Genomic DNA, 21,460 nt, shown 5'->3' on the forward strand with positions numbered 1-21,460 from the left:
ATGGCGGTAGGTGATCCCAGTCTCGGCCCGGCTGCGATCGTCCCGGTCGGCGCGACCAACGACGCGCCCGATCCAAGGGGCGGCTCGGCCATCGGCGGAGAGGCGTGGTGGTCGCGCTATCGCGCGAGCGTCGAGGGCCACCTGTCGCCGACGGCGCTCTCAGTGCTCGAGGCAGATGCGCGCTACATCATCGGGAAGGCGCTTCCTCGTGCGAAGGACAGGCTCGATAAAGCGGCATGGCCAGAATCTCGGGTGCGCACCGGCATGGTTGTTGGCTCGGTCCAGTCGGGTAAGACGGCGAGCATGCTCGGCGTTGCTGCGATGGCGCTCGACGTCGGGGTCGACCTCCTGATCCTCCTTGCCGGCACGCGCGTCAGCCTCTGGCTCCAGACGTACGAGCGGCTGCTTGCTCAACTGGACGGGTCGACTGCCGACAGTGCCTATCGCCGGCGTGCCGAGCGGCTGATCCTGCCCCAGCCTGCCGACATTCTTCACAAACAGCGGGCGGACCCGGCGCGCTACTTGCAGCGGCCGCTCGCACGACAGGCCTTGAGGGCTGGGCGGCCAATCATCTGCGTCATCCCAAAGGAGGATGATCACCTGCTCACGCTCCGGCGCTTCCTCGCTGATATGATTAGCGACGATTACCTGGATGCCTGCGGCCACCCCTACTCCATCCTCCTCCTCGACGACGAGGCGGATGATGCGAGCGTCCTAGACAGCGATCGATCGCAGAAGATCACGCCTAGGCTGATCACGGCCTTGTGGAGTGGCGACACCGACGAGGCGACGACGCGGCACGTCAACATGCTGGCCACATACGTCGCCTATACGGCGACGCCGCAGGCGAACTTCCTCCAGGCAACGCACAACCCGCTGAGCCCCAGGGACTTCAACGCAGCGCTGCGCACGCCAGGCGCGACCGGCGCGGTGATGCCGCGATCGCTCACATATGTCGAGCCTGCGGGGGTCCGCTCATATTATTGCGGTGGCGAGATCTTTTATGAGCGGCTGCGCAAGGCCGGTGACGGCGCCCTCTGCCACACGGCGTTGTTCCCTGATCTCAGGTTCGGCGAGACCGAGACCGAGCTTGCCGGAAGGCGCGACGCCCTGCGCTGGACGATGTTGTCCGATGCCTTGCGCTGCTATCTCGTAGGCGCCGCGGTCCGCAGCCTTGCGCCTGGGTGGGAGCACGCCTTCAATCATGCGCGGGCCTTCACCTCCGCTGAGGAGGCACTGACCGCGGCGCGAGGACCGCATACCATGCTGATCCACCCTTCGGCGCGGAAGGAGGACCATTTCAGCACCGCTGTCGACGTCGTTCGCTGGGCTATGGCGATGCCGGGCCGCGAGGCCGAGGTCGAACTCCACGAGGGGGCTGAGGAGCGGCTGGAGGTCTCGGCAGATGGTCTTGAGCGCCGGCTGTCGCATGAGGAGGCGGAGTGGTCGGCCTGGCTCAGCCGGTTTGAGGCGTCGCGGATCGCGCTCGCCACCCTACCGCAGGTGCCCTATGCGTCGATCTCCGCGGCGGAGTGGCCAAAGGTGCGGACGGCGCTGATCGAGCGAGTCTTCCCGAACGTGCGCCTGCGCGTGCTCAACAGCGACCCAGCATCGGATGATCGGCCACGCTTCGAGATCGCCGAGGACGAGGCAGGCTTCCATGTTCCGGCCGACAGCCTGTCGATCTTCATTGCCGGCAACGTGCTATCGCGCGGGCTAACGCTAGAAGGCCTGACCACGAGCCTGTTCCTGCGCGGCGCGGCGGAGCCAGCGGCAGATACCCAGATGCAGATGCAGCGCTGGTTTGGCTATCGCGGCGGCTTCCTGCCGTTCTGCCGGGTCTTCACCTACGAGGATCAACTGCAGTTGTTCCGACGCTATCACATCAACGACAATGCGCTAAAGACGGAGGTCATGTCGTCGATGGACGCCGGTGAAGATACGAACGGCCCGGCGCTGGTACTGCAGGGCGCGACGTTCGTGGCGACGAGCAAGGTCGAGGCGCGCAAGGTCCCGCTCTCCCCGGGGCCGCGTCCGTCGATCCGGCTGGTCGAGGTCGAGGATGGCGACCTTGCCCGGCACAATATCGATATTGCAGTCGACCTGCTCGGCGATGGCCAGTGGGTGCCGCTCAGGGATGACAATGGCCTTGAGCGTGGGGTGATCCGAACGGAACCGGTCAGCCTGCGGATGCTGGCCGGAACGCTCGACAAGCTGCGCTACTCGCACCACGACCCCGACCTCGGCAATGAACTGAGCCAGCGTTGGGAGCATTATGCGCGGCTTCTGGGCATAGACGATCCGCTGTTCACGCCGCCGATGCGCAACCCTCAGAACTATGGCGCTGAGCCGCAGTCGTGTCCCTACTCGATCGCGGCCTACCTCAGGCTCTGGTCGTATCTCACGGGAGACCACTCGGCACCGGGTTTCTATCCGACCGACCGGCCTGAGGTGCCCTGGAATTACGCAGATACGCTGCGCACGAGCACGCCAGAGTTCTACCTTGCCTTCCGGCACGGTCAGAGCAATGCGCGAGACTCGCGGCTTGCGGCGAAAGGCATCAAGGCGGTGACCCGCGATCGCGTGGCCAATGGTCGAGCGCTGCAGACGCTATGGGGTACGCGCGGCTATGGTGGCAGCTACTTCGGGGATGAACTCATCGATTACTACTTCCATAAAACCGCGCCGGTGCCGAGTATTCAGGGCGGCGCCAGTTGGCGGCCGCGCGGGCACCCAGGACTCGCGCTTCTTCACGTCGTGAGCGCACCCGAACTTTCAACGGACCTGCTCGCCATCGGCTTGGGGCTCCCGCATGGCGGCCCCGACCATATCGCGGCGCTGCGCGCATGAGCGACCTCCATTTCGAGGCTCTGCGCGCCGACCTAGAAGAACTCGGCGTTCCAGCGGGCCAAGCCCGCCGAATGCGTTGGGTGGCGACGTCCCTCGCGGTTGGGCGCACGGCGTCGGGCGATTATGAGGTCTTCATCCGTGGGCCCGAGTTGCACGCCGCGTCGTCGTTGGTACGTCGGCATGTTCAGCATAGCCAATGGCGCCCCGAGGAGGGAGGGGAGCCCTTCCCTGCGAGCCGGATCGTGCTGCCTGCGGCGCCGCACTTCGGGTCGATCGCAGTGCTAATCGCGATCGAGCTTTTGCGCGCCGGCATCGCCGGACCGCAAGGCCCGCAGTCGGCATTCACCGACGTCGAGCCGATCATTGAGATGGCGATCCGGCGCGGCGCACTGTCAGAGAGTGTGATCATCGGCCTGGTCGGCGAGTTGGCCGTCTTGCGTCAACTAGTTCTCGCGCGCGGCGATCGTCCGGCGCTAATGATGCGCACGCTCGATTGCTGGCAGGGCTGGCAGGATGGTGGCCGCGACTTCCGGATCGGCGAGCATTCGATTGAGGTGAAGACGACGCAGGCGAGCGCTTCGATCCACGAGTTCAGCGGCCTGCATCAACTTGAGCCGAGGCTGCTTCCCTCTGGGTCGATGGAACAGTTGCATCTGATGAGCATTGGCTTGGCCGCCTCAAGCGCGATGGGTGAGACGCTACCATCGATGGTGAGCAGCATCGCAACATTGTTGACGAAAGGGACGGCTGGTCCCGACGTCGCGGACGAGTTCCTGCATCGCGTGTCGCTTTATGGCGGCCAGTCAGGGGGCGGCTACGTGCACGCGACGATGCAGGAATGGAGCGTCTACGGCACGCGATATGCCCACACGTTCCTGCCGCGCCTGTATCGCGTGGATGATCCGGCCATGCGCCTGCTCGGCCGCGATATGCTGGCGGAGACGTTCGTCCAGGCGCAGGGCCTCTCGTTTACTATGCATATCCCCGAGCACGTCTCGGCCTTCAACCCGGCGCCAAGTTGGGAGGCCGAACTAGAGTCGATGGATCTTTCCTGATCAGGATCCCAATTGCCCACCTGAGTGTCGTCGAGTGGTGGCGGGACCGACTCCATCGCCATATGGTCGAGCGAGCCTCGACCGGACAAACCGCGGCATGATGGCAAACCAACATGCCTAGACCGGATTCCTGCTGTTGTTTCAGCGAGTTCTGGCAGACCTTCCGGTCTCGTTTTAGAGGGCTATAGCGTAGATGTATTTATCGTCTTTACCTGAGACGGCGCGCCAACTTGCTGCCGATCCCCCATTTTAACCGCATCCCATAAGCCGGACGTCGAATCCAGTTCCCGCCCGCACATGGCACCCTTCCACTCAGCCCTTGCCTGGAACCCAATCGGCTTCGAATGACTTGTTCGCAGATAGATATTGAAGGGAGAAGCCATTGTCCGCACCTGACGAAATGGATGTCGTCCTCGAAAAGCTGCCTTTGAGGATCGGCGCCTACATACCCGACGACTTGCTGGAAGACTGGTTCGCGCCGGGAACGGGCATGAACCCGGTCAGCCCGGCAGCGCTGGCGGCCGCCAAGACTTACGGATGGCGCTTCGAATGCGAGTTCAAGCACTACCCCGAACGGATGGAGGGCGTGTTCTGGAAGTGGGTGCCGGCGATCTGATCCGCGCAATTTCCGTCGCACCAGACTCCTTGGCGCTTCAGCGATCGAAATTACCGCGAAACGTGATCGCTGTCTTGATCGCCTCAGCCTATCGGCGTCGTCACCTTTCCGGTTCCGCCGCATTCGGGGCAGGTGCGGCCGTCGATCATGCCTGTCCCTGCGCAGCGGTGACAGATATTCTCGCCGGCGCCAGGAATGCCTGCCGGGACTTGGTCGGGATTGGCTTCCCCAAATTGCTCAGGTTTGCCTTGCAGCTGGTTTCTCAAGCGAGCGACCACGGTTTCGTCGACTTCAAGCGACGTACTGCTGTCATCAGGCAGACCTTCGCCGGATTGGCCTATGGTTTCGTTGCGCGGCCGGTCGTTCGTGCCTGTCGTTATCTTTGGTTTCTGAGCCATTGCAGTACTCTTTGCCGATTGCAGGCGCAGCTCTCAGCTCCTGCGGTTCGAACGTCTCAGCTCCGCAGAGGTTCCGGTCGGCAACTGTTCGCCGGCGGGTCCGGACGGAAGTGGCGACAGCCAGGCGCATCCAGGCTGAAACGGCACGAGATCGGGGAGGCGCTCGAGCAGGATTCCCATCAATGGCGCCGCGCCGCCTTTGCGTCAGCGCAGCCGCTCCGACCGCACTTTCACATCATCGCTGAGCTGCCGCACGATCTCGGCGGTCTTGCGGATATCCGCTTCGCCGAGAGCGGTGCCCATGGTCGAGGCGATCGCCAGGAGCTGGGCGTTCAGCTCGCCGTAGCGCGCGGCGCCTTTGCGCGTCAGCTGCACGAGCTTCGAGCGCCGGTGCTTCGGATTGTCGATGAATTCGACGAGCCCCTCGGCCGCAAGCTCATCCGCCAGCCGCTGCATGCGCTGACGGCTGGTGGGCCGCATCTGGGCGATCTGCGGCACGGTGAGCGGACCAAGCAGCGCGAGGCTTCGCATGAAGCCGAACGCACCGCCGCCCCAACTGGTGATGAGCCCTGTCTTCTGGCCGAGAGCCCGTATCCTGAAGAAGCACTGGGCCACTTCGAGCATCAGCTCGGCGATCGCAGCGGCCTTGCCGTCAACGATGGCCCCTGTCCCTCGGTTGTGTCGTGCCGCCATCGCTTCCATTCCCTCTGTCCGTGCCAATTTCCGCGATTGACACCGCTGTTGTCAACTTCTAGAATGACACCTTAGTTGTCGTTTCTAGGCGGCTATGGGCTTCGTAACGCCTCAAGCATCTGCGGGAGCAGACATGGCAATGGCTGGGCAAACCGACACCGAAACCGCAGGCGTCATCGCGAGACCGCCCCTGCTCTTTCTCGCCGCTCTTCTGATTGGCTTCGTCCTGGATCGCCTGCTGCGCTTACCGTTCCCGGTTGCGGGAAATGACCTGGTCACCTGGATCATCGGCGGCTCGCTGATGCTGATCGGTTTTGCGCTTTTCATCGCGGGCATTCGCAACTTCTCTCTAGCTGCGACCCCGGTGCCCACGAATGAGCCGACGCGCGTGCTGGTGACGACTGGCATCCACGGATGGACGCGCAATCCGATCTACCTCGGCATGTTCCTCATCTATGGCGGCATCGGCGTCGCCGCGGAGAATATTTGGATCCTTGTCCTCACGCTGCCGCTTGCCATCCTGATCCGCTACGGCGTCGTCGCCCGCGAGGAGGCCTATCTCGAGCGGCGCTTCGGCGATGCGTATCGCGACTACAGGCAAAGCGTGCGGCGGTGGCTCTGAGCGGGAAAAGCGCGGACGGAGAAAGCGACCGCGTTGCGTCTGGTTGCGCGAAGGGATCTCGCCGAAAATGGCGTGCCCCGCCTACACGATGGACGCGGTAAGCGCCCCTGTGCTCGCAATCGCATAATCTTTGAGAGAATATTCCCGGCTTCGCATCTGGCGAGAAACGCGGTTCTTTGATCCGGCGGCCAGCATCCTCGATGCTGTGCATAAGGCTTCGCACTTTGCTTGGCCGCCATGATCTAACAACGGACGGGATTAATCATGATAGGGATTACCAACACTTTGCTGTCATCCTTTTCGCCAACTATAAATCGCCGCACAGGTCTTGCATTACTTTTCGCTTCGGCCGTCGCAATTGCCGGTTTGGCTGCGCCCAGTTCGGCCTTTGCCGAGGACAAGAAGGCGATCAAGGTTGGTATCATCAGCGGTGAGGATGAAGACGTATGGCGCGTCGTCACCGCGCAGGCGGCCGAGAAAGGGCTGACGATCGAGACCGTGGTGTTCAACGACTACACTCAGCCGAACGAGGCGCTGGAGCGTGGCGAAATCGACGCCAACGCTTTCCAGCACAAGCCCTATCTCGACAATCAGATCAAGACGCAGGGCTATCACATCGTCCCCGTCGGCTATACCGGCGTCTGGCCGATCGGCCTCTATTCCAAGAAGCTTGCTAAGGTCGCCGACCTGGCCGAGGGCGCCGTCATCGGCGTGCCGAACGACCCGTCCAATGAAGGCCGGGCGCTGCGCGTCCTGCAGAATGAGGGCCTGATCAAGCTGAAGGACGGCACCGGTATCCTGGCGACAACGGCCGATATCGCCGACAACCCGAAGAAACTGGTCATCAAGGAGCTCGACGCCGGCATCGTCGGGCGTTCGGTGGAAGACCTCGACGCGGCCGTGGTCAACACGGATTGGGCCCTGAAAAGCGGCCTGACCCCCGAAAACCGCATCGCGCAGGAGCCGATCGCCGACAATCCGTATCGCAATTTCATTGCGGTGAAGGCCGGCAACGAGAACGAGCCCTGGGTGAAGACACTGGTGGCTTCCTATCAGAACGAGGCGGTAAAGGCCGAGTTCGACAAGGTCTACAAGGGCACCGGCCTCAGCGCCTATTGATGCGACATGGGTCCGGGGCGTCCCGGGATATGAAAAAAGCGGTCCGCGCCCAGCGCGCGGGCCGCAATCCTATTCTACGGACCGCCGAAACAGGAACGGCCATGAACCAGCATTTCCCCGCAACTGCCAAGATACCGGTCGGCACCCCGGAGCGGCCGGAGGACGTCGTGCGGCTCACCGGGCTGAAGCGCCGCTTCGGCGCGACGCCGGCGCTCGACGGCGTGTCGCTCGCTGTGCAGAAGGGCGAGATTCTCGGCATCATCGGCCGCAGCGGCGCCGGCAAGTCGACGCTGATCCGCTGCCTCAACGGTCTGGAGCGGCCGGATTCCGGCCAGGTTTTCATCGAAGGTCGCGAGATCAGCCGGCTCGGCGAGCGCGAATTGCAGCCGCTCAGGCGGCGCATCGGCATGATCTTCCAGCACTTCAACCTGCTCTCGGCCAAGACCGTCGAGGACAATGTGGCGCTGCCGCTCAAGATCGAAGGCCACCCCAGGGCCGAACGCCTGGCGCGCGCGGCCGAGCTGCTCGAGCTCGTCGGCCTGTCGGAGAAGGCGAAAGCCTATCCGGCATCGCTGTCGGGCGGCCAGAAGCAGCGCGTCGGCATTGCCAGGGCGCTTGCCGCCCGGCCCGCGCTGCTGCTCTCGGACGAAGCCACCTCGGCGCTGGACCCGGAGACGACCCGCTCCATTCTTGCGCTTTTGAAAGACATCAACCGGCAGCTCGGCCTGACCATTCTGCTCGTCACCCACGAAATGGAGGTGATCCGCTCGATCGCCGACCGCGTCGCGGTGATCGACGCCGGCCGCATTGTCGAGGAAGGCCCGGTGTGGTCGGTCTTTGCCGATCCGAAGTCGGCGATCACGCAAAGTCTGCTCGGCGGCATCCGGCCGCAATTGCCGGCGGAGATCGCACGCCGGCTGACGCAGGGCGCCGGCACGGAGGCGATCCTGAAAATCGACGTGGCGGGTGAGGCGGCGCGCGGCCCGCTGCTGTCCGACCTTGCCGCAGCGGTTCCCGGCTCATTCCGCCTCGTGCATGGCGGCATCGACTATGTCCAGCGGCAGCCTGTCGGCACGCTGTTCCTGGCCGTGCCGGCTGCCGATGCAATTCATCTGGAACAAGTGATTGCGTTTTTGAGAGCCCGCGAGGCGCGGGTGGAGGTGCTTGGCCATGTCGCCAGTTTTGCTTGAGCTCCTGCTTCGTTCGATCTGGGAGACGATCCTGATGACGGCCGCGTCCGGATTCATTTCGCTCCTCTTCGGACTGCCGCTCGGCTTGGCGCTGGTCGCCACCGACCGCGGCGGCATCGCCGAAAGCCTGTGGGTGAACCGCGTCCTCGGCGCTGTCATCAACGGCTTCCGCTCGGTGCCGTTCATCATCTTGCTGGTCGCGCTGATCCCGGTGACACGGCTGATCGTCGGCACCTCGATCGGCACCTGGGCTGCCATCGTGCCGCTGTCGATCGCGGCCACGCCCTACTATGCCCGCATCGCCGAAGTGTCGCTGCGCGAGGTCGACCACGGCCTGATCGAGGCGGCGCGCGCCATGGGCGGCAACCGCTGGACAATCATCCGCGAGGTGCTGGTGCCGGAGGCCCTGCCCGGCATCGTCGCAGGCTTCACGGTGACGCTGGTGACGCTGATCGGCGCCTCGGCAATGGCAGGCGCCATCGGCGCCGGCGGGCTTGGCGACCTCGCCATCCGCTACGGCTACCAGCGCTTCGAGACATCAGTCATGGTCGCCGTGGTCATCGTGCTGATCATCCTGGTCTGCGGCATCCAGTGGGCCGGCGACCGGCTGGTGGCCAGGCTGGATCACAGGGCGTAGGATCAGGCCCTCAGCCTCACCCCGTCCGGGTCGAAGAACGGCATCGCCGACACCATCGCGCGTGTTGGCGTGCCGTCGATGTCGATGCTGAGTTCCGTTCCGATCTGCGTGAACGGCAGCCGAAGATGCGCGGTCGCCAGCACCTTGCCCAGCGAGTAGCCGTGGTCGCTGTAAGTGACGATGCCGGCATCCTCGCCGCCGGCTAGAACCCGCGCATGCGTTACGGCCGGCGTGCCGCCTTCGACGGTCAGCCCGGTCCAGCGCTCGTCGACGCCTGTGTCGCGAACTTTGAGCAAGGCCTCGCGGCCAACGAAATCGCCCTTGTCGAACTTGATCCAGCTGTTAAGGCCGACATGGAACGGCGTGCGGGTCTCGTCCATGTCGATGCCGTGCGCCGGATAGGCCTTCTCCAGCCCAAGCGTGAACATCGCCAGCACGCCATAGGGTTTCAGGCCGAAATCGCGGCCGGCCCGCATCAGCATGTCCCAGACGGCAGTGGCCTCGTCGGCCGGCACGAAAAGCTCGAAACCGAGCTCGCCGGTCACGCCGGTGCGCGAGATCAGCAGCTTCGTCTCGCCGATCCGCCCTGATGTGAACGACCAGCGTTTCAGGCCATCCAGGTCGGCGTCCTGCACCAGCACTTTCAGTAGCTCGCGCGAGCGCGGCCCCTGTATCGTCGGAAAGGCGATGGCCGCCGTGATGTCGGTGACATAGGCTTTTCGGCGCTCGGCGTGATGCAGCAGCCAGGGCAGCATTTTCTGGCGGTTGACGGAGCCGGTCACCAGCATGAAATGCTCGGGCCCGAGCCTGAACACGGTGAGGTCATCCATGATGCCGCCATCCTCGCGACAGATGGTGGAATAACGCACCTGGCCCGGCCGCATGGCAGCGGCATCGTTGACGATGACATGGTTGACCAGGGCCTCGGCGTCCGGACCCTTGATGTCCATCTTGCCCATCGTGCTGAGGTCCTGGACACCGACATTTTTGCGGGTGTTCAGATGCTCGTCTGCAATGCCGGAGTAATATTTTGCCGAGATGAAATCGCCGCCGACCCGGCCCATCGTCGCGCCGAGCCCGACGATGCTGCTATAAAAAGGAGATCGCCGTTCGGGCACGAATGTCTCCGTCACTCGTCGTCGGGCCGGAAGAGCGCGACTGCGCTCCCGCTGCGTAGCTTCGATCAGCTGCCGTAGACGTCGAAGGCAAAATACTTGTCGTTGATTTCCTTGTATTTGCCGTTGGCGCGCAGCGCGTCGATCGCCGCATCGAGCTTGGCGGCCAACTCCTTATTGCCCTTCTGCAGCGCGATGCCGACGCCGGGGCCATGAATGGCCGGGTCCGGCGCCAGCGTGCCGAGCAATTTGCAGCAGGCGCCTTCAGGCTTCTTCAGCCACTCGGTCAGCAGGATAGAGCCGTCCATCACCGCGTCGAGACGGCCATTGACCATGTCGGTGCGGGCATCGTCACCGGTCGGATAGGGCTTGATGGTCGAGCCTGCGTACTTCTGTTCGGCGAAATTCTGGTGGATCGTCGCGCTCTGCACGCCCAGCGCCTTGCCTTTCAGATCCTCGGGCGAGGTGCCCGTGACAGTCGAATCCTTCGGCACCGCGATAGCCGGCGGCGTCTGGTAGTATTTGTGGGTGAAGTCGACCTTCTCGGCCCGTTCCGGCGTGATGGTGATGTTGATGATGGCATCGAACTTGCCGGCCTGCAGTGCCGGAATCGAGCCGTCGAAATCCTGCACGACGAATTCGCATTCGGTCTTCATCTGCGCACACAGCGCCTTGCCGAGATCGATGTCGAAGCCGCCCAGCGTGCCGTCGGCATTGGCATAGTTGAAGGGCGGATAGGCGCCTTCGGTGCCGAGCCTGAGTTTCTTGTCCTGGGCAGAGGCAGCACCCGTGGCGGCAATTATGGCGACGGACGCGGCAAGCACGAAACGACCGAAAAAGCGCATGATCCAATCTCCGTTGATAGGGGCAAGTCTACGGGGTTTTGTGCCCCCGGCGGAGACGGAAACGACATGCGCTACGGCGATCGCGGCGCGGCCGGGAATTGCCTTTAGTTTCCGGGAAGCTTCAGATTGTTCTCGATGATCTCGCTCGCCCAAGCGAGCCTTTCGCGATCGTCTGGGCGCAACGGGGCCTCGACCGCGACGGTGAACAAATGCCGGGCGAGGCTTTCGGACAAAAGCCATGCGGTTACCTGTTCGCTGACGACCACGCGTCCCTTGTCGAGCTTCTTGATGTTGCCGGTGATCAGGTCCGCACAGTGCAGCATGGCTTCGGGGTAAGGGCTTTCACGCCCAGGCGGCCAGTGCAGTTGCCACATCCATTCCGGCAACTACCATGCCCTCCAGCCAGGGAACTGCATTCCCTTTATCGGGGTGCTTGGTCAACGTTTTTCGCCAGGCAGCCTGAAACAGGGCTTCGAGGGCCTGCTGTTCTTCCGATGGCCAATCGCGCCAAGCGGTCCTTTCGAGCTTTGCGGCAATCACGTTGGCGTCGAACCCCATCGAAGGTTCGCCTTGGATGGCAAGTTCAAGCACCCTCGGCAGAAAGTGCCGGTAGTCATCGACGTCGCCGACTGTCCATATGGCCGATCCGGCATAGGTGCCGAGTTTTTCGCCGCTGAGTTGCCGTAGCTCAGCACTGGATACTGCCCGAAAGATTGCCTCCGCATTTTCGATCGGCGAGCTATGGAGAAGCCGGGGCAACGGATAAGATGCGAAGATGTGGTAGACACGCTCGACCGCGTGAGCCAGTTCAGACGCAGGCTCAGCGCCTCGGGGATTTGGATTGGTCATCCGTTACGATCCCGAACATGTCCCTGGCTTGCTCGGCTGTATAGTACCCTAGCCTGACGTCCTGAGCGACCAGTTCCGGGTCGCGCTGCAACGGGTCGCCATAGCCGCCGCCGCCGGGCGTGCCGACGCGCACGCGGTCGCCGGCCTTCAGCGCGATGTCCTGCTCCTTGGAGAGGTGCGGTGGCACATGTTCCTTGCCGTCGCGGAACACGGTCACCGTGTTGACCGCGCCGTCCTTGCCGCCGAGCGCGCCCTGCGGGCCGAAGCGGCCATGGTCCATGACGAAGGAGGCGCGGGCGTCGCCGCGCAGGATCTCGACCTCATAGGCGAGTCCAAAACCACCGCGATGCTTGCCGGCGCCGCCCGAGCCTTCGCGCAAGGCATAGTGGCGATAGAGCACCGGAAAAGCCTGCTCCATGATCTCGACCGGCGGCGATTTTGAAATGCCTATGGTCGAGCAGCCATTGGTCAGGCCGTCATGACCGGCATTGCCGCCATAGCCGCCGCCGGAGATCTGGTACATGACATAGTCGCGGCCGCGGGCCGGATCGTTGCCGCCGAGCGCGAAATTGCCGCTGGAGCCGGCCGGAGCCGCCGTCACTTTGTCCGGCAGGGCCTGCACCATCGCCGCGAACACGGCCTCGGCGATGCGCTGCGAAACCTCGGCCGCGCAGCCGGACACCGGGCGCGGATATTTTGCGTCGAGGAAGGTGCCTTCCGGCCGCTTGACGATCAGCGGCTCGAAGGCGCCGGCGCTGATCGGCACGTCGGGGAAAATATGGCGCATTGCGAGATAGACCGAGGACAAGGTCGTTGCCAGCACGCTGTTCATCGGCCCCGCGCAAGGCTTTGACGAGCCGGAGAAATCAAAGCTAAGCGTGTCGCCCTGTTTCTCCACGGCAAGCGCGATGGTCAGCGGCTCGTTCACCACTCCGTCGGAATCGACGAAGGCCTGCGAGCGGTAAATGCCGTCGGGAATGGCTGATATGTTGGCGCGCATCTGCTCGGCGGCGCGGCGGCGCAGTTCGGCGATCGCCTCGACGACCGTTTCATCTCCGTAACGATCCAGGATTCCGTTCAGCCGGTCCTGACCGATCAGCAGTGCCGCCGCCTGCGCGCGGATGTCGCCGATGCGCTGGTCGGCAACCCTGATGTTCGAGCAAATGATGGCGTAGATCTCGCGATCGAGCACGCCCTTCTTGAACAGTTTCACCGGTGGCAGCCGCAGGCCCTCCTGCTCGACCGCCGTTGCCGAGGCGGAAAAGCCGCCTGGCACCGAGCCGCCAATGTCGGGCCAGTGGCCGGTGTTCGACAGCCAGCAGAAAATCCTGCCATCCCTGTAGACCGGCATGGCGAAGCGCACATCCATCAGGTGGGTGCCGCCGAGATAGGGATCGTTGACGATGTAGATATCGCCTGGCTCGGGCGGCAGGCAGCGTCCGTCGGCGATCATCTCGATCACGGTTTTGGTCGAATACTGCATAACGCCGACGAACACCGGCAGACCCTGGCTGCCTTGCGCGATCAGCGATCCGTCAACGGCGGAATAGATGCCGTCGGAGCGATCGTTGGCCTCGGCGATAACAGGCGAAAAGGCGGCGCGCGAAAACGTCAGGTCCATCTCGTCGCAGACCTGCTGCAACGCCGCCTGGATGACCGAAAGCGTGATCGCGTCGAGCTTTTCCATCTCAGGCCTCACCAATGTCGATGATGATGTTGCCGTCGACATCCGATCGCGCCCGGTCGCCGGGCTCGAGCACGGTGGTGGCGTCCATCTGTTCGAGGATCGCCGGGCCTTCGATGACGGCGTCGAGGGGCAGCTTCTCCCTGACATAGACCGGTGTGTCGTGCCACCGCCCGCCATACCAGACCGGCCGGACCTCGCGTCGCGCCTCATCGAGCGTTTTGGCGCGCCCTGCCGGGTCGATCAGCCGGGACAGATCGATCGCCGGACGCACACCCGTCACCGAGGTGTTGAGATTGACCAGGTTGGCGCGGATCTCCGGCAACTCGACCTTGAAGCGGGCGAAATAGGCCTTCTCGAAGAGATGCTGCAGCACCTCGCGCGTCACAGCGGACGACGGCAGCGGCACGTTGATGATGTGGGTCTGGCCGACGAACTGCATGTCGGCGGAATGCGTGACCCGGATCGTCTCCGGTTTCACCGCTTCCTTGCCGATCAACTCCTCGCCTTCGTTTCGGTGCCGTTCCAATACGGCGTGAAGCTGGGCTTCATCGAGCCCCGCCACCGGCTGGTTAACCGTATTGACGAAATCGTGCCTGAGATCGGCGACGACGCAGCCGAGCGCATTGGTGATGCCCGGCCGCGCCGGCACCAGCACTTTGGGCAGGCCGAGCTCGCGCGCCAGTGCCGTCGCATGCAGCGGCCCAGCGCCGCCGAAGGCGAACAGTGCGAAATCGCGCGGGTCGTGGCCACGCGACACCGAAACCATGCGGATAGCGCCGGCCATCTTCATGTTGCCCAGCCGTAGCACGGCACCCGCCGCCTCGACACCCGACAGGCCGGTGGCACGGCCGATCCGGTCCTCGAATATTCCGGTAACATGCTCGACGGTGACCGGATTCTCGACCGCAAGCAGCTTCTTCGGCGCCAGCCGGCCGAGCACCAGATTGGCATCGGTGATGGTCGGCTCGATGCCGCCGCGCCCGTAGCAGATCGGGCCGGGATTGGCGCCGGCACTTTCAGGGCCGATCTGGATCAGGCCTGCCGCATCGACGCGGGCGATCGAGCCGCCGCCGGCACCCACGGTATGCACCGCCACCATCGGCACATGGATCGGCATCGCATATTCGATCTCGATCTCGTTCGACACCGCCGGCTCGGCATTGCGGATCAGTGCCACGTCGGTCGAGGTGCCGCCCATGTCGTAGGTGACCAGGTTTTCGAAGCCGGCGCGTTTCCCCGTATAAGCGGCGGCGATAACACCGGAGGCCGGGCCGGACATGACGGTCTTGGCCGACTCACGTGTGACAAAGCGGGCCGAGATCATGCCGCCATTGCCGTTCATAATCAGGAAGTCGCGGGCATAGCCTTGCGATCCCAATTCCTTGCGCAGCCGCTCGACATAGCGTTCGAGAATCGGCTGCACCGAAGCGTTGACCGAGGCGGTCACGCCGCGCTCGAATTCGCGCGCTTCCGACAGCAATGCGTGGCCTGACGTGATGTAGCCGTTTGGCCAAAGCTCGGCGGCGATCTCGGCCGCCCGCCGCTCATGCGCCGGATTGGCATAGGAATGCAGGAAATGGATGACGAGGGATTCGCAGCCGGCCTCGATCAGGCTTTTCACCGCGTCGCGCATCTCGGCTTCGTCGAGCGGAATGCGCACCGCGCCCGAGGCTTCGACGCGCTCCGACACTTCAAGCCGCAGATTGCGCGGAATGATCGGGACGAAGGTCCCTGTCATGCCATAGGCCTGCGGCCGTGTCCGCCGGCCAAGCTCGATGACGTCGCGAAAGCCGCGCGTGGTGATCATGCCGGTCTTAGCCAGCCGGCGTTCCAGAACTGCGTTGGTGGTGGTCGTCGTGCCGTGCACGATGAGGTCGATGCCGTCGACCGGGAAGCCGGTGGCGCCGAGCGCCGAGACGACGCCGAAGGCCTGGTTGTCGATAGTGGTCGGGGTCTTGGCGATATGCACCCGGCCGCCGCCACGGCCGTCGATCAGAAGCAGGTCGGTAAAAGTTCCGCCGACGTCGATGCCGGCGACGACACTGCCCAGGGAATCCAGCGTCTGCGCCGAAAAATTCTCTTTCATTGTCGAAACCCGAAATGCCCGGACTACTGATATGTCTCAGTTTGGAAAGGTGTTTCACGCTGGCGTCTTGACGCAAATATCATTTGTATACTAATAAATTCCGGACACAAGAGCTTACCGCTTCGCAGTGTGCAAACGGCACGCCGGAACCTGATCGGTTCGGGCGCGCAGGAGAAGGTTTGGCGCCCATCTGAAGATTGGGTCTTGAGCCCGGGCCAGAAGGTTAGGTTTGATGAACACCACATCCGCGCTCAACACCGCCGACGCCCGGCCGTTGCAGTTCCCTATACCGGCCAATGTCTATGCCGAGACCGTCGTCTCGGTGAAGCACTATACCGACCGGCTGTTCTCGTTCCGCATCACCCGGCCGCAGTCGCTGCGCTTCCGTTCCGGCGAGTTCGTCATGATCGGCCTGCCCAACGCCGAGAAGCCGGTGTACCGCGCCTATTCGATCGCCAGCCCTGCTTGGGACGACGAGCTGGAATTCTTCTCGATCAAGGTGCCGGATGGCCCGCTGACCTCGGAGTTGCAGAAGATTGAGATCGGCGACACCGTCATCATGCGGCAGAAGTCGACCGGCACGCTGGTGGTCGACGCGCTGACCCCGGCCAAGCGCCTGTTCATGATCTCGACCGGCACCGGCATCGCGCCTTTCGCCAGCCTGCTGCGCGACCCCGAAACCTATGAGAAGTTCGAGCAAGTCGTCCTGACTCACACCTGTCGCGACATCGCCGAGCTCACCTACGGCCAGGAGCTGGTCGCGGCGCTGGAGAACGATCCGCTGATCGGCGATCTGACGGGCGGCCGCGTCACGCTCTACAATTCGACGACGCGCGAAACTTCCGAGCGCATGGGCCGCATCACCGCGCTGATCGGCTCGGGCAAATTCTATACCGACCTCGGCATCGACAAGCTTGATCCGGAGACCGACCGCATCATGATCTGCGGCTCGATGCATATGCTCAAGGACGTCAAGGAATTGGCCGAAAGCCTCGGCTTCCAGGAAGGTTCGCTGCATCATCCGGCGAGCTTCGTCGTCGAGCGCGCCTTCGTCGGCTGAGGCGTCGGGACGCTGTGGCGTCCGCCTCATGCAAGTTTTGACCGTACGGTCAAAAATCTGCTGCTTTCGTGGCCTTTTTCAACTATGACCGCTTGAAGGACTCGTGAAGCGCTGCTTCACGGGCTATCCTCGGTGGACGTCGCTGAACAAAGGGGCAGGAGATGAGCAGCACAATCCGCGAAGCCGATCTCGGTGCGTCCAAGATCACGCCGCTGCCAGCGCGCACCGCCGCCAATGCGCCGGCGCCGCAAGCGCACGGTATTGCCCGCAATCCCGGCATGAAGCTCGATCTCGGCTTCATGGAATCGATGCGCAGCGTCAACCGCTCGGCGCTGGAGCGGCGTGTCGCCAGCCTGACCAAGCGGCGGTCGATCAAGGCCGACAACCAGGCCGCCTGGCTGCTGCGCGCCGTCGCCTGCATGGACCTGACCACGCTGAACTCGAACGACACCGAAGAGCGCGTGCGCCGGCTCTGCGCCAAGGCGGTCAATCCGTTCCGCCGCGACATCGTCGAAGGCCTCGGCATTACTGGTGAAAAGATCCGCCCGGCGGCGGTCTGCGTCTATCATCCCTTTGTCGCCACCGCCGTCGAGGCGCTGCGCGGCAGCGGCATCCATGTCGCCGCCGTATCCACCGCTTTCCCGCATGGCCTCACCCCACTTTCGACGCGCCTGCAGGAGATCGAAGCCTCGGTCAGCGACGGCGCCAACGAGATCGACGTCGTCATCCCGCGCGGCCTGGTATTCGGGGCGAAATGGCAGGAGCTCTATAACGAGATCGTCTCGATGCGCGCCGCCTGCGGCGAGGCGCATCTGAAGGTCATTCTCGGCACCGGCGACCTCGCCACACTGCGCAACGTCATGCTGGCGTCGATGGTGGCGATGATGGCGGGCGCCGATTTCATCAAGACCTCGACCGGCAAGGAAAGCGTCAACGCGACGCTGCCGGTCGGCCTTGCCATGGTGCGCGCCATCCGCGCCTATTTCGAGGAAACCGGCTACCTCATCGGCTTCAAGCCGGCCGGCGGCATTTCCACGGCAAAGGCTTCGCTCGACTGGCTGGTGCTGATGAAGGAAGAACTCGGCCGGCGATGGCTGGAGCCAGACCTGTTCCGCTTCGGCGCGTCGAGCCTGTTGACCGACATAGAGCGCCAGCTCGAGCACCATCTCACGGGCCACTACTCGGCCAATCATCGCCACGCGATGGCGTGATTTCGGAGCCCCTGATGAACATTCTCGAACGCTATCATGCCATGGAATACGGTCCGGCGCCGGAAGCCCGCAACGAGGCTGATGCCTGGCTTGCCGCGCGCGATTTTTCCAAAGCACTGTTCATCGGCGGCGACTGGAAAGCAGCCACAGGCGGCAAGACCTTCGAGACCAGCGATCCTGCCTCGGGCAAATTGTTGGCCAAGGTATCGGATGCCGGTGCCGCCGACATCGATGCCGCGGTTTCGGCCGCGGCAAAAGCGCTGCCGAAGTGGAGCGCATCCTCAGGCTACAGCCGAGCAAAAGTGCTCTATGCCATCGGCCGCTCCATGCAGCGCCACCAGCGTCTGTTCGCGGTGTTGGAATCGATCGACAATGGCAAGCCGATCCGCGAAAGCCGCGACATCGACGTGCCACTGGCCATCCGCCATTTCATCCACCATGCCGGCTGGGCGCAGGCGTTGGACAGGGATTTTCCCGGCCATAAGGGCGTCGGCGTCGTCGGCCAGATCATCCCGTGGAACTTCCCGCTTTTGATGCTGGCCTGGAAGATCGCGCCGGCGCTCGCCGCGGGCTGCACCATCGTGCTGAAGCCGGCCGAGTTCACGCCGCTCACCGCCATCCTGTTTGCCGAGATCTGCGAACGATCCGGCGTGCCGAAGGGGGTCGTCAACATCGTCCAGGGCGGACCCGAAGCGGGCGCAGCAATCGTCAATCATCCCGGCGTCCAGAAGATCGCCTTCACCGGTTCGTCCGAGGTCGGCAAGATCATCCGCAAAGCCACCGCAGGCTCCGGCAAGAAATTGTCGCTGGAACTTGGCGGCAAGTCGGCCTTCGTCGTCTTCGAGGACGCCGATCTCGACAGCGCCGTCGAGGGACTGGTCGACGGCATCTGGTTCAACCAGGGCCAGGTCTGCTGTGCCGGCTCGCGCCTGCTGGTGCAGGAAGGCATCGCCGACGCCTTCATCGCCAAGGTCAAGACGCGGATGAGCCGGTTGCGCGTCGGCAGCCCGCTCGACAAGAACACCGATATCGGCCCGCTGGTCGACCTGACCCAGCTCGATCGCGTCAAGGGACTGGTTGCCGAAGGCGCCAAGCAGGGCGCTGTCTGCTGGCAGCCGGACGTGGCGCTGCCGTCCTCCGGCTATTACCACTTGCCGACGCTGGCGACAGGCGTTTCGCCGGCTAACATCCTGGCACAGGAGGAGGTATTCGGCCCGGTGCTCGCCACCATGACCTTCCGCAACACCGAGGAAGCGGTCGAGCTCGCCAACAACACGCGCTACGGGCTGGCCGCCTCGGTGTGGAGCGAGAACGTCAACCTCGCACTGCACGTCGCGCCGCAATTGAAGGCCGGCGTCGTCTGGGTCAACGGCACCAACATGTTCGACGCCGCCTGCGGCTTCGGCGGCTACCGCGAGAGCGGTTTTGGCCGCGAAGGCGGGCGCGAGGGCATGTTCGAATATCTCTCGGCAAAGCTGCCGCTCGGCCCCGTCATCAAGCCGGCAACGGCTTCCGCCCAGCCTGTCGAGCAGGCCGAAAGCGACGCCATCGATCGCACGGCAAAACTGTTCATCGGCGGTAAGCAGGTCCGGCCGGACGGCAATTATTCGATTGCGGTGGCTACCGCCAAGGGCAAGCTTGCCGGTGAGGTTGGTCTCGGCAGCCGCAAGGATATCCGCGACGCCGTCTCCGCTGCCCGCGCTTGCAAGGCCTGGCCGGAGGCGACCGCCTACAACCGTGCCCAAGTGCTCTACTATCTGGCCGAGAACCTGTCCGGCCGTGCCGACGAGTTTGCGGCGCGCCTCACTCAGCTCGTCGGCGCCACCGCCAAGGCCGCGCGCGAAGAGGTCGAGTTGTCGATCGAGCGGCTGTTCCTCTATGCCGGCCTGGCCGACAAGTTCGAAGGCCGCGTCCACCAGCCGCCGGCCCGCGCCGTCACATTGGCACTGCACGAGCCGGTCGGCGTCGTCGGCATCGTGGCATCCGACAATGCGCCCCTGCTCGGCCTGATCTCGCTGGTTGCGCCGGCGCTCGCCATGGGCAACACTGTGGTCGCGGTGCCTTCGGAAAAATATCCGCTGCTCGCCACCGATCTTTATCAGGTCATCGAATATTCCGACGTTCCGGCCGGCGCCATCAACATCGTCACCGGCCGCACCGCCGAGCTCGCCGGCGTGCTGGCCAAGCATGACGATGTCGACGGGCTCTGGGTGTTCGCCGATGTGGAAACCTGCGCCAAGGCGGAAGCGGACTCCGTCGGCAATCTCAAGCGCGTCTGGACCGGCAACGGCCGCAGCCTCGACTGGGCGTCGATCGAGGCCGCCGGCGATGCCTTCCTGCGCCGTGCCGTCGAGGTCAAGAACGTCTGGGTACCTTACGGCGACTGAGCGGTCGCCTTTCACGCGGTCGGACAAAAAACGTTCGGGCTTGACGGCAGAAATGATGTTCTTTACCGAGAAAAAACATTTACGCGAACAGCGATACAGGCGGCACGATAGTGCCTATCTGGCACATTGCGCCTTGGCCGCGTGCCGGTAAAAACCGGGCGGCCACAGAGGAGAAAAGCATGGCGGACCTGGCAGGCAAGATCATTGTCGTCACAGCGGCGGCGCAGGGCATCGGCCGGGCGAGCGCGCTGGCTTTCGCCAAGGCGGGCGCTGTCGTCCACGCCACCGACATCAACGAGGTGATGCTCGCCGAACTCGGCAAGACGCCTGGGATCAAGACCCGCAAGCTCGACGTGCTGAATGACGAGGCGGTTTCAACCGCCTTTGCCGAGATAGGCGCCGTCGATGTGCTGTTCAACTGCGCCGGCTTCGTCCATTCGGGCTCGATCCTCGAGATGAAGGACGCCGACCTCGACTTTGCCTATGATCTCAATGTCCGCTCGATGATCCGCACCATCCGCGCCGTGCTGCCCGGCATGCTGGAGCGCGGCGATGGCTCGATCATCAACATGGCGTCGCTGGCCAGCTCGACCAAGGGCGTGCCAAACCGCTTCGTCTATGGGCTGACCAAGGCGGCCGTCATCGGCCTGACCAAATCGGTCGCCGCCGACTATGTCGGCAAGGGCATCCGCTGCAACGCCATCTGCCCGGGCACGGTCGAAAGCCCGTCGCTGCAGGACCGCATGCATGCGCAGGGCGACTACGAGGCAGCTCGCGCCGCCTTCATCGCCCGCCAGCCGATGGGCCGCCTCGGCACACCAGAGGAAATTGCCGATCTCGCCGTCTATCTGGCCGGCGCCACCTATACGTCGGGACAGGCTTACAATATCGACGGTGGCTGGTCGATTTAAGAGGCCATTTGGAACTCTACTCCGCCGGGCGCCTAGCGCGGTTTTCTGCGCTTCCGGTGCTCACGTACTTTAGGTACGCTCCGCTCCATTCGCCTCAGCGGAGCGAGTTTGCAAACGGCCTCTGGTCGC

The 21,460-nt window shown here is 63.8% G+C and carries 19 protein-coding genes; 11 read left to right on the forward strand and 8 right to left on the reverse strand.

What is annotated here, in order from left to right:
- The 3 genes from CIT25_RS11425 to CIT25_RS11435 all read left to right on the forward strand — a co-directional run bounded on the left by CIT25_RS11425 (window position 1) and on the right by CIT25_RS11435 (window position 4,521).
- Entirely contained in the window at window positions 1–2,850 is a 2,850-nt protein-coding gene (locus tag CIT25_RS11425) for a Z1 domain-containing protein (RefSeq protein WP_095484620.1), read from the forward strand.
- Entirely contained in the window at window positions 2,847–3,905 is a 1,059-nt protein-coding gene (locus CIT25_RS11430; protein WP_095484621.1) for a PD-(D/E)XK motif protein, read from the forward strand. Before CIT25_RS11425 ends, CIT25_RS11430 begins: the two co-directional genes overlap by 4 nt.
- A gap of 382 nt (window positions 3,906–4,287) precedes the next feature.
- Window positions 4,288–4,521 carry a hypothetical protein gene (locus CIT25_RS11435; RefSeq protein WP_095484622.1) on the forward strand — a complete coding sequence of 78 codons (234 nt, stop codon included), beginning with the start codon at window positions 4,288–4,290 and terminating at the stop codon, window positions 4,519–4,521.
- An 83-nt stretch (window positions 4,522–4,604) separates the two neighbouring features.
- Here CIT25_RS11435 and CIT25_RS11440 read toward each other — a convergent pair whose 3' ends face one another.
- Entirely contained in the window at window positions 4,605–4,919 is a 315-nt protein-coding gene (locus CIT25_RS11440; protein WP_095484623.1) for a hypothetical protein, read from the reverse strand.
- A gap of 204 nt (window positions 4,920–5,123) precedes the next feature.
- Entirely contained in the window at window positions 5,124–5,612 is a 489-nt protein-coding gene (locus CIT25_RS11445) for a MarR family winged helix-turn-helix transcriptional regulator (protein WP_158302539.1), read from the reverse strand.
- Between the two features lie 94 nt (window positions 5,613–5,706).
- Here CIT25_RS11445 and CIT25_RS11450 point away from each other — a divergent pair, with 94 nt between their 5' ends.
- The 4 genes from CIT25_RS11450 (at window position 5,707) to CIT25_RS11465 (ending at window position 9,180) form a co-directional block, all read left to right on the forward strand.
- Window positions 5,707–6,234, forward strand: coding sequence for a methyltransferase family protein (locus CIT25_RS11450; protein WP_095484625.1), 528 nt, complete (start codon window positions 5,707–5,709; stop codon window positions 6,232–6,234).
- A 264-nt stretch (window positions 6,235–6,498) separates the two neighbouring features.
- Window positions 6,499–7,353 (forward strand): MetQ/NlpA family lipoprotein, encoded by an 855-nt coding sequence (locus tag CIT25_RS11455; protein WP_095484626.1) that lies wholly within the window; start codon window positions 6,499–6,501, stop codon window positions 7,351–7,353.
- 101 nt (window positions 7,354–7,454) lie between these two features.
- Window positions 7,455–8,543 (forward strand): methionine ABC transporter ATP-binding protein, encoded by a 1,089-nt coding sequence (locus CIT25_RS11460; RefSeq protein ID WP_095485089.1) that lies wholly within the window; start codon window positions 7,455–7,457, stop codon window positions 8,541–8,543.
- Window positions 8,524–9,180: a methionine ABC transporter permease gene (locus CIT25_RS11465; RefSeq protein ID WP_095485088.1), complete on the forward strand. Its 657-nt coding sequence runs from the start codon at window positions 8,524–8,526 to the stop codon at window positions 9,178–9,180. The genes CIT25_RS11460 and CIT25_RS11465 overlap by 20 nt, the downstream gene beginning before the upstream one ends.
- Before the next feature lie 2 nt (window positions 9,181–9,182).
- Here the strand turns inward: CIT25_RS11465 and CIT25_RS11470 are convergent, their stop codons facing one another.
- From CIT25_RS11470 to CIT25_RS11495, 6 genes are all read right to left on the reverse strand, one after another.
- Window positions 9,183–10,298 carry an aminomethyl transferase family protein gene (locus CIT25_RS11470; RefSeq protein WP_206072935.1) on the reverse strand — a complete coding sequence of 372 codons (1,116 nt, stop codon included), beginning with the start codon at window positions 10,296–10,298 and terminating at the stop codon, window positions 9,183–9,185.
- A gap of 65 nt (window positions 10,299–10,363) precedes the next feature.
- Entirely contained in the window at window positions 10,364–11,140 is a 777-nt protein-coding gene (locus CIT25_RS11475; RefSeq protein ID WP_095484628.1) for an ABC transporter substrate-binding protein, read from the reverse strand.
- A 104-nt stretch (window positions 11,141–11,244) separates the two neighbouring features.
- The gene (locus tag CIT25_RS11480; RefSeq protein ID WP_158302540.1) at window positions 11,245–11,526 is read right to left on the reverse strand and encodes a hypothetical protein; all 282 of its coding nucleotides are present in this window, start codon (window positions 11,524–11,526) and stop codon (window positions 11,245–11,247) included.
- Window positions 11,483–11,989, reverse strand: a complete 507-nt coding sequence (locus CIT25_RS11485) for a hypothetical protein (protein WP_095484630.1) — start codon at window positions 11,987–11,989, stop codon at window positions 11,483–11,485. Before CIT25_RS11485 ends, CIT25_RS11480 begins: the two co-directional genes overlap by 44 nt.
- Complete coding sequence (locus tag CIT25_RS11490) at window positions 11,961–13,676, reverse strand: hydantoinase B/oxoprolinase family protein (protein WP_095484631.1); 1,716 nt, start codon at window positions 13,674–13,676, stop codon at window positions 11,961–11,963. Before CIT25_RS11490 ends, CIT25_RS11485 begins: the two co-directional genes overlap by 29 nt.
- A gap of 1 nt (window position 13,677) precedes the next feature.
- Window positions 13,678–15,762 (reverse strand): hydantoinase/oxoprolinase family protein, encoded by a 2,085-nt coding sequence (locus CIT25_RS11495; protein ID WP_095484632.1) that lies wholly within the window; start codon window positions 15,760–15,762, stop codon window positions 13,678–13,680.
- Between the two features lie 232 nt (window positions 15,763–15,994).
- On the opposite strand from CIT25_RS11495, the gene CIT25_RS11500 reads away from it, so the two are divergent.
- The 4 genes from CIT25_RS11500 (at window position 15,995) to CIT25_RS11515 (ending at window position 21,331) form a co-directional block, all read left to right on the forward strand.
- Window positions 15,995–16,822, forward strand: a complete 828-nt coding sequence (locus tag CIT25_RS11500) for a ferredoxin--NADP reductase (protein WP_095484633.1) — start codon at window positions 15,995–15,997, stop codon at window positions 16,820–16,822.
- Between the two features lie 161 nt (window positions 16,823–16,983).
- Window positions 16,984–18,033 (forward strand): deoxyribose-phosphate aldolase, encoded by a 1,050-nt coding sequence (gene deoC, locus CIT25_RS11505; RefSeq protein ID WP_095484634.1) that lies wholly within the window; start codon window positions 16,984–16,986, stop codon window positions 18,031–18,033.
- A 14-nt stretch (window positions 18,034–18,047) separates the two neighbouring features.
- A complete protein-coding gene (locus tag CIT25_RS11510; RefSeq protein ID WP_095484635.1) occupies window positions 18,048–20,420 on the forward strand; it encodes an aldehyde dehydrogenase family protein in 2,373 nt (790 codons plus the stop codon).
- Between the two features lie 179 nt (window positions 20,421–20,599).
- On the forward strand, window positions 20,600–21,331 hold the full coding sequence (locus CIT25_RS11515; protein WP_095484636.1) for an SDR family oxidoreductase: 732 nt from the start codon (window positions 20,600–20,602) through the stop codon (window positions 21,329–21,331).
- Window positions 21,332–21,460: the final 129 nt, after the last annotated feature.

Origin of the sequence: Mesorhizobium mediterraneum, from assembly GCF_002284565.1 — a bacterium.
Lineage (GTDB): Bacteria > Pseudomonadota > Alphaproteobacteria > Rhizobiales > Rhizobiaceae > Mesorhizobium > Mesorhizobium mediterraneum.

Coding starts and splice junctions, on each gene's coding strand:
- CIT25_RS11425 (WP_095484620.1), top strand. CDS start 1: ATGGCGGTAGGTGATCCCAGTCTCGGCCCGGCTGCGATCGTCCCGGTC.
- CIT25_RS11430 (WP_095484621.1), top strand. CDS start 2,847: ATGAGCGACCTCCATTTCGAGGCTCTGCGCGCCGACCTAGAAGAACTC.
- CIT25_RS11440 (WP_095484623.1), bottom strand. CDS start 4,919: ATGGCTCAGAAACCAAAGATAACGACAGGCACGAACGACCGGCCGCGC.
- CIT25_RS11445 (WP_158302539.1), bottom strand. CDS start 5,612: ATGGCGGCACGACACAACCGAGGGACAGGGGCCATCGTTGACGGCAAG.
- CIT25_RS11450 (WP_095484625.1), top strand. CDS start 5,707: ATGGGCTTCGTAACGCCTCAAGCATCTGCGGGAGCAGACATGGCAATG.
- CIT25_RS11455 (WP_095484626.1), top strand. CDS start 6,499: ATGATAGGGATTACCAACACTTTGCTGTCATCCTTTTCGCCAACTATA.
- CIT25_RS11460 (WP_095485089.1), top strand. CDS start 7,455: ATGAACCAGCATTTCCCCGCAACTGCCAAGATACCGGTCGGCACCCCG.
- CIT25_RS11465 (WP_095485088.1), top strand. CDS start 8,524: ATGTCGCCAGTTTTGCTTGAGCTCCTGCTTCGTTCGATCTGGGAGACG.
- CIT25_RS11475 (WP_095484628.1), bottom strand. CDS start 11,140: ATGCGCTTTTTCGGTCGTTTCGTGCTTGCCGCGTCCGTCGCCATAATT.
- CIT25_RS11485 (WP_095484630.1), bottom strand. CDS start 11,989: ATGACCAATCCAAATCCCCGAGGCGCTGAGCCTGCGTCTGAACTGGCT.
- CIT25_RS11490 (WP_095484631.1), bottom strand. CDS start 13,676: ATGGAAAAGCTCGACGCGATCACGCTTTCGGTCATCCAGGCGGCGTTG.
- CIT25_RS11495 (WP_095484632.1), bottom strand. CDS start 15,762: ATGAAAGAGAATTTTTCGGCGCAGACGCTGGATTCCCTGGGCAGTGTC.
- CIT25_RS11500 (WP_095484633.1), top strand. CDS start 15,995: ATGAACACCACATCCGCGCTCAACACCGCCGACGCCCGGCCGTTGCAG.
- deoC (WP_095484634.1), top strand. CDS start 16,984: ATGAGCAGCACAATCCGCGAAGCCGATCTCGGTGCGTCCAAGATCACG.
- CIT25_RS11510 (WP_095484635.1), top strand. CDS start 18,048: ATGAACATTCTCGAACGCTATCATGCCATGGAATACGGTCCGGCGCCG.
- CIT25_RS11515 (WP_095484636.1), top strand. CDS start 20,600: ATGGCGGACCTGGCAGGCAAGATCATTGTCGTCACAGCGGCGGCGCAG.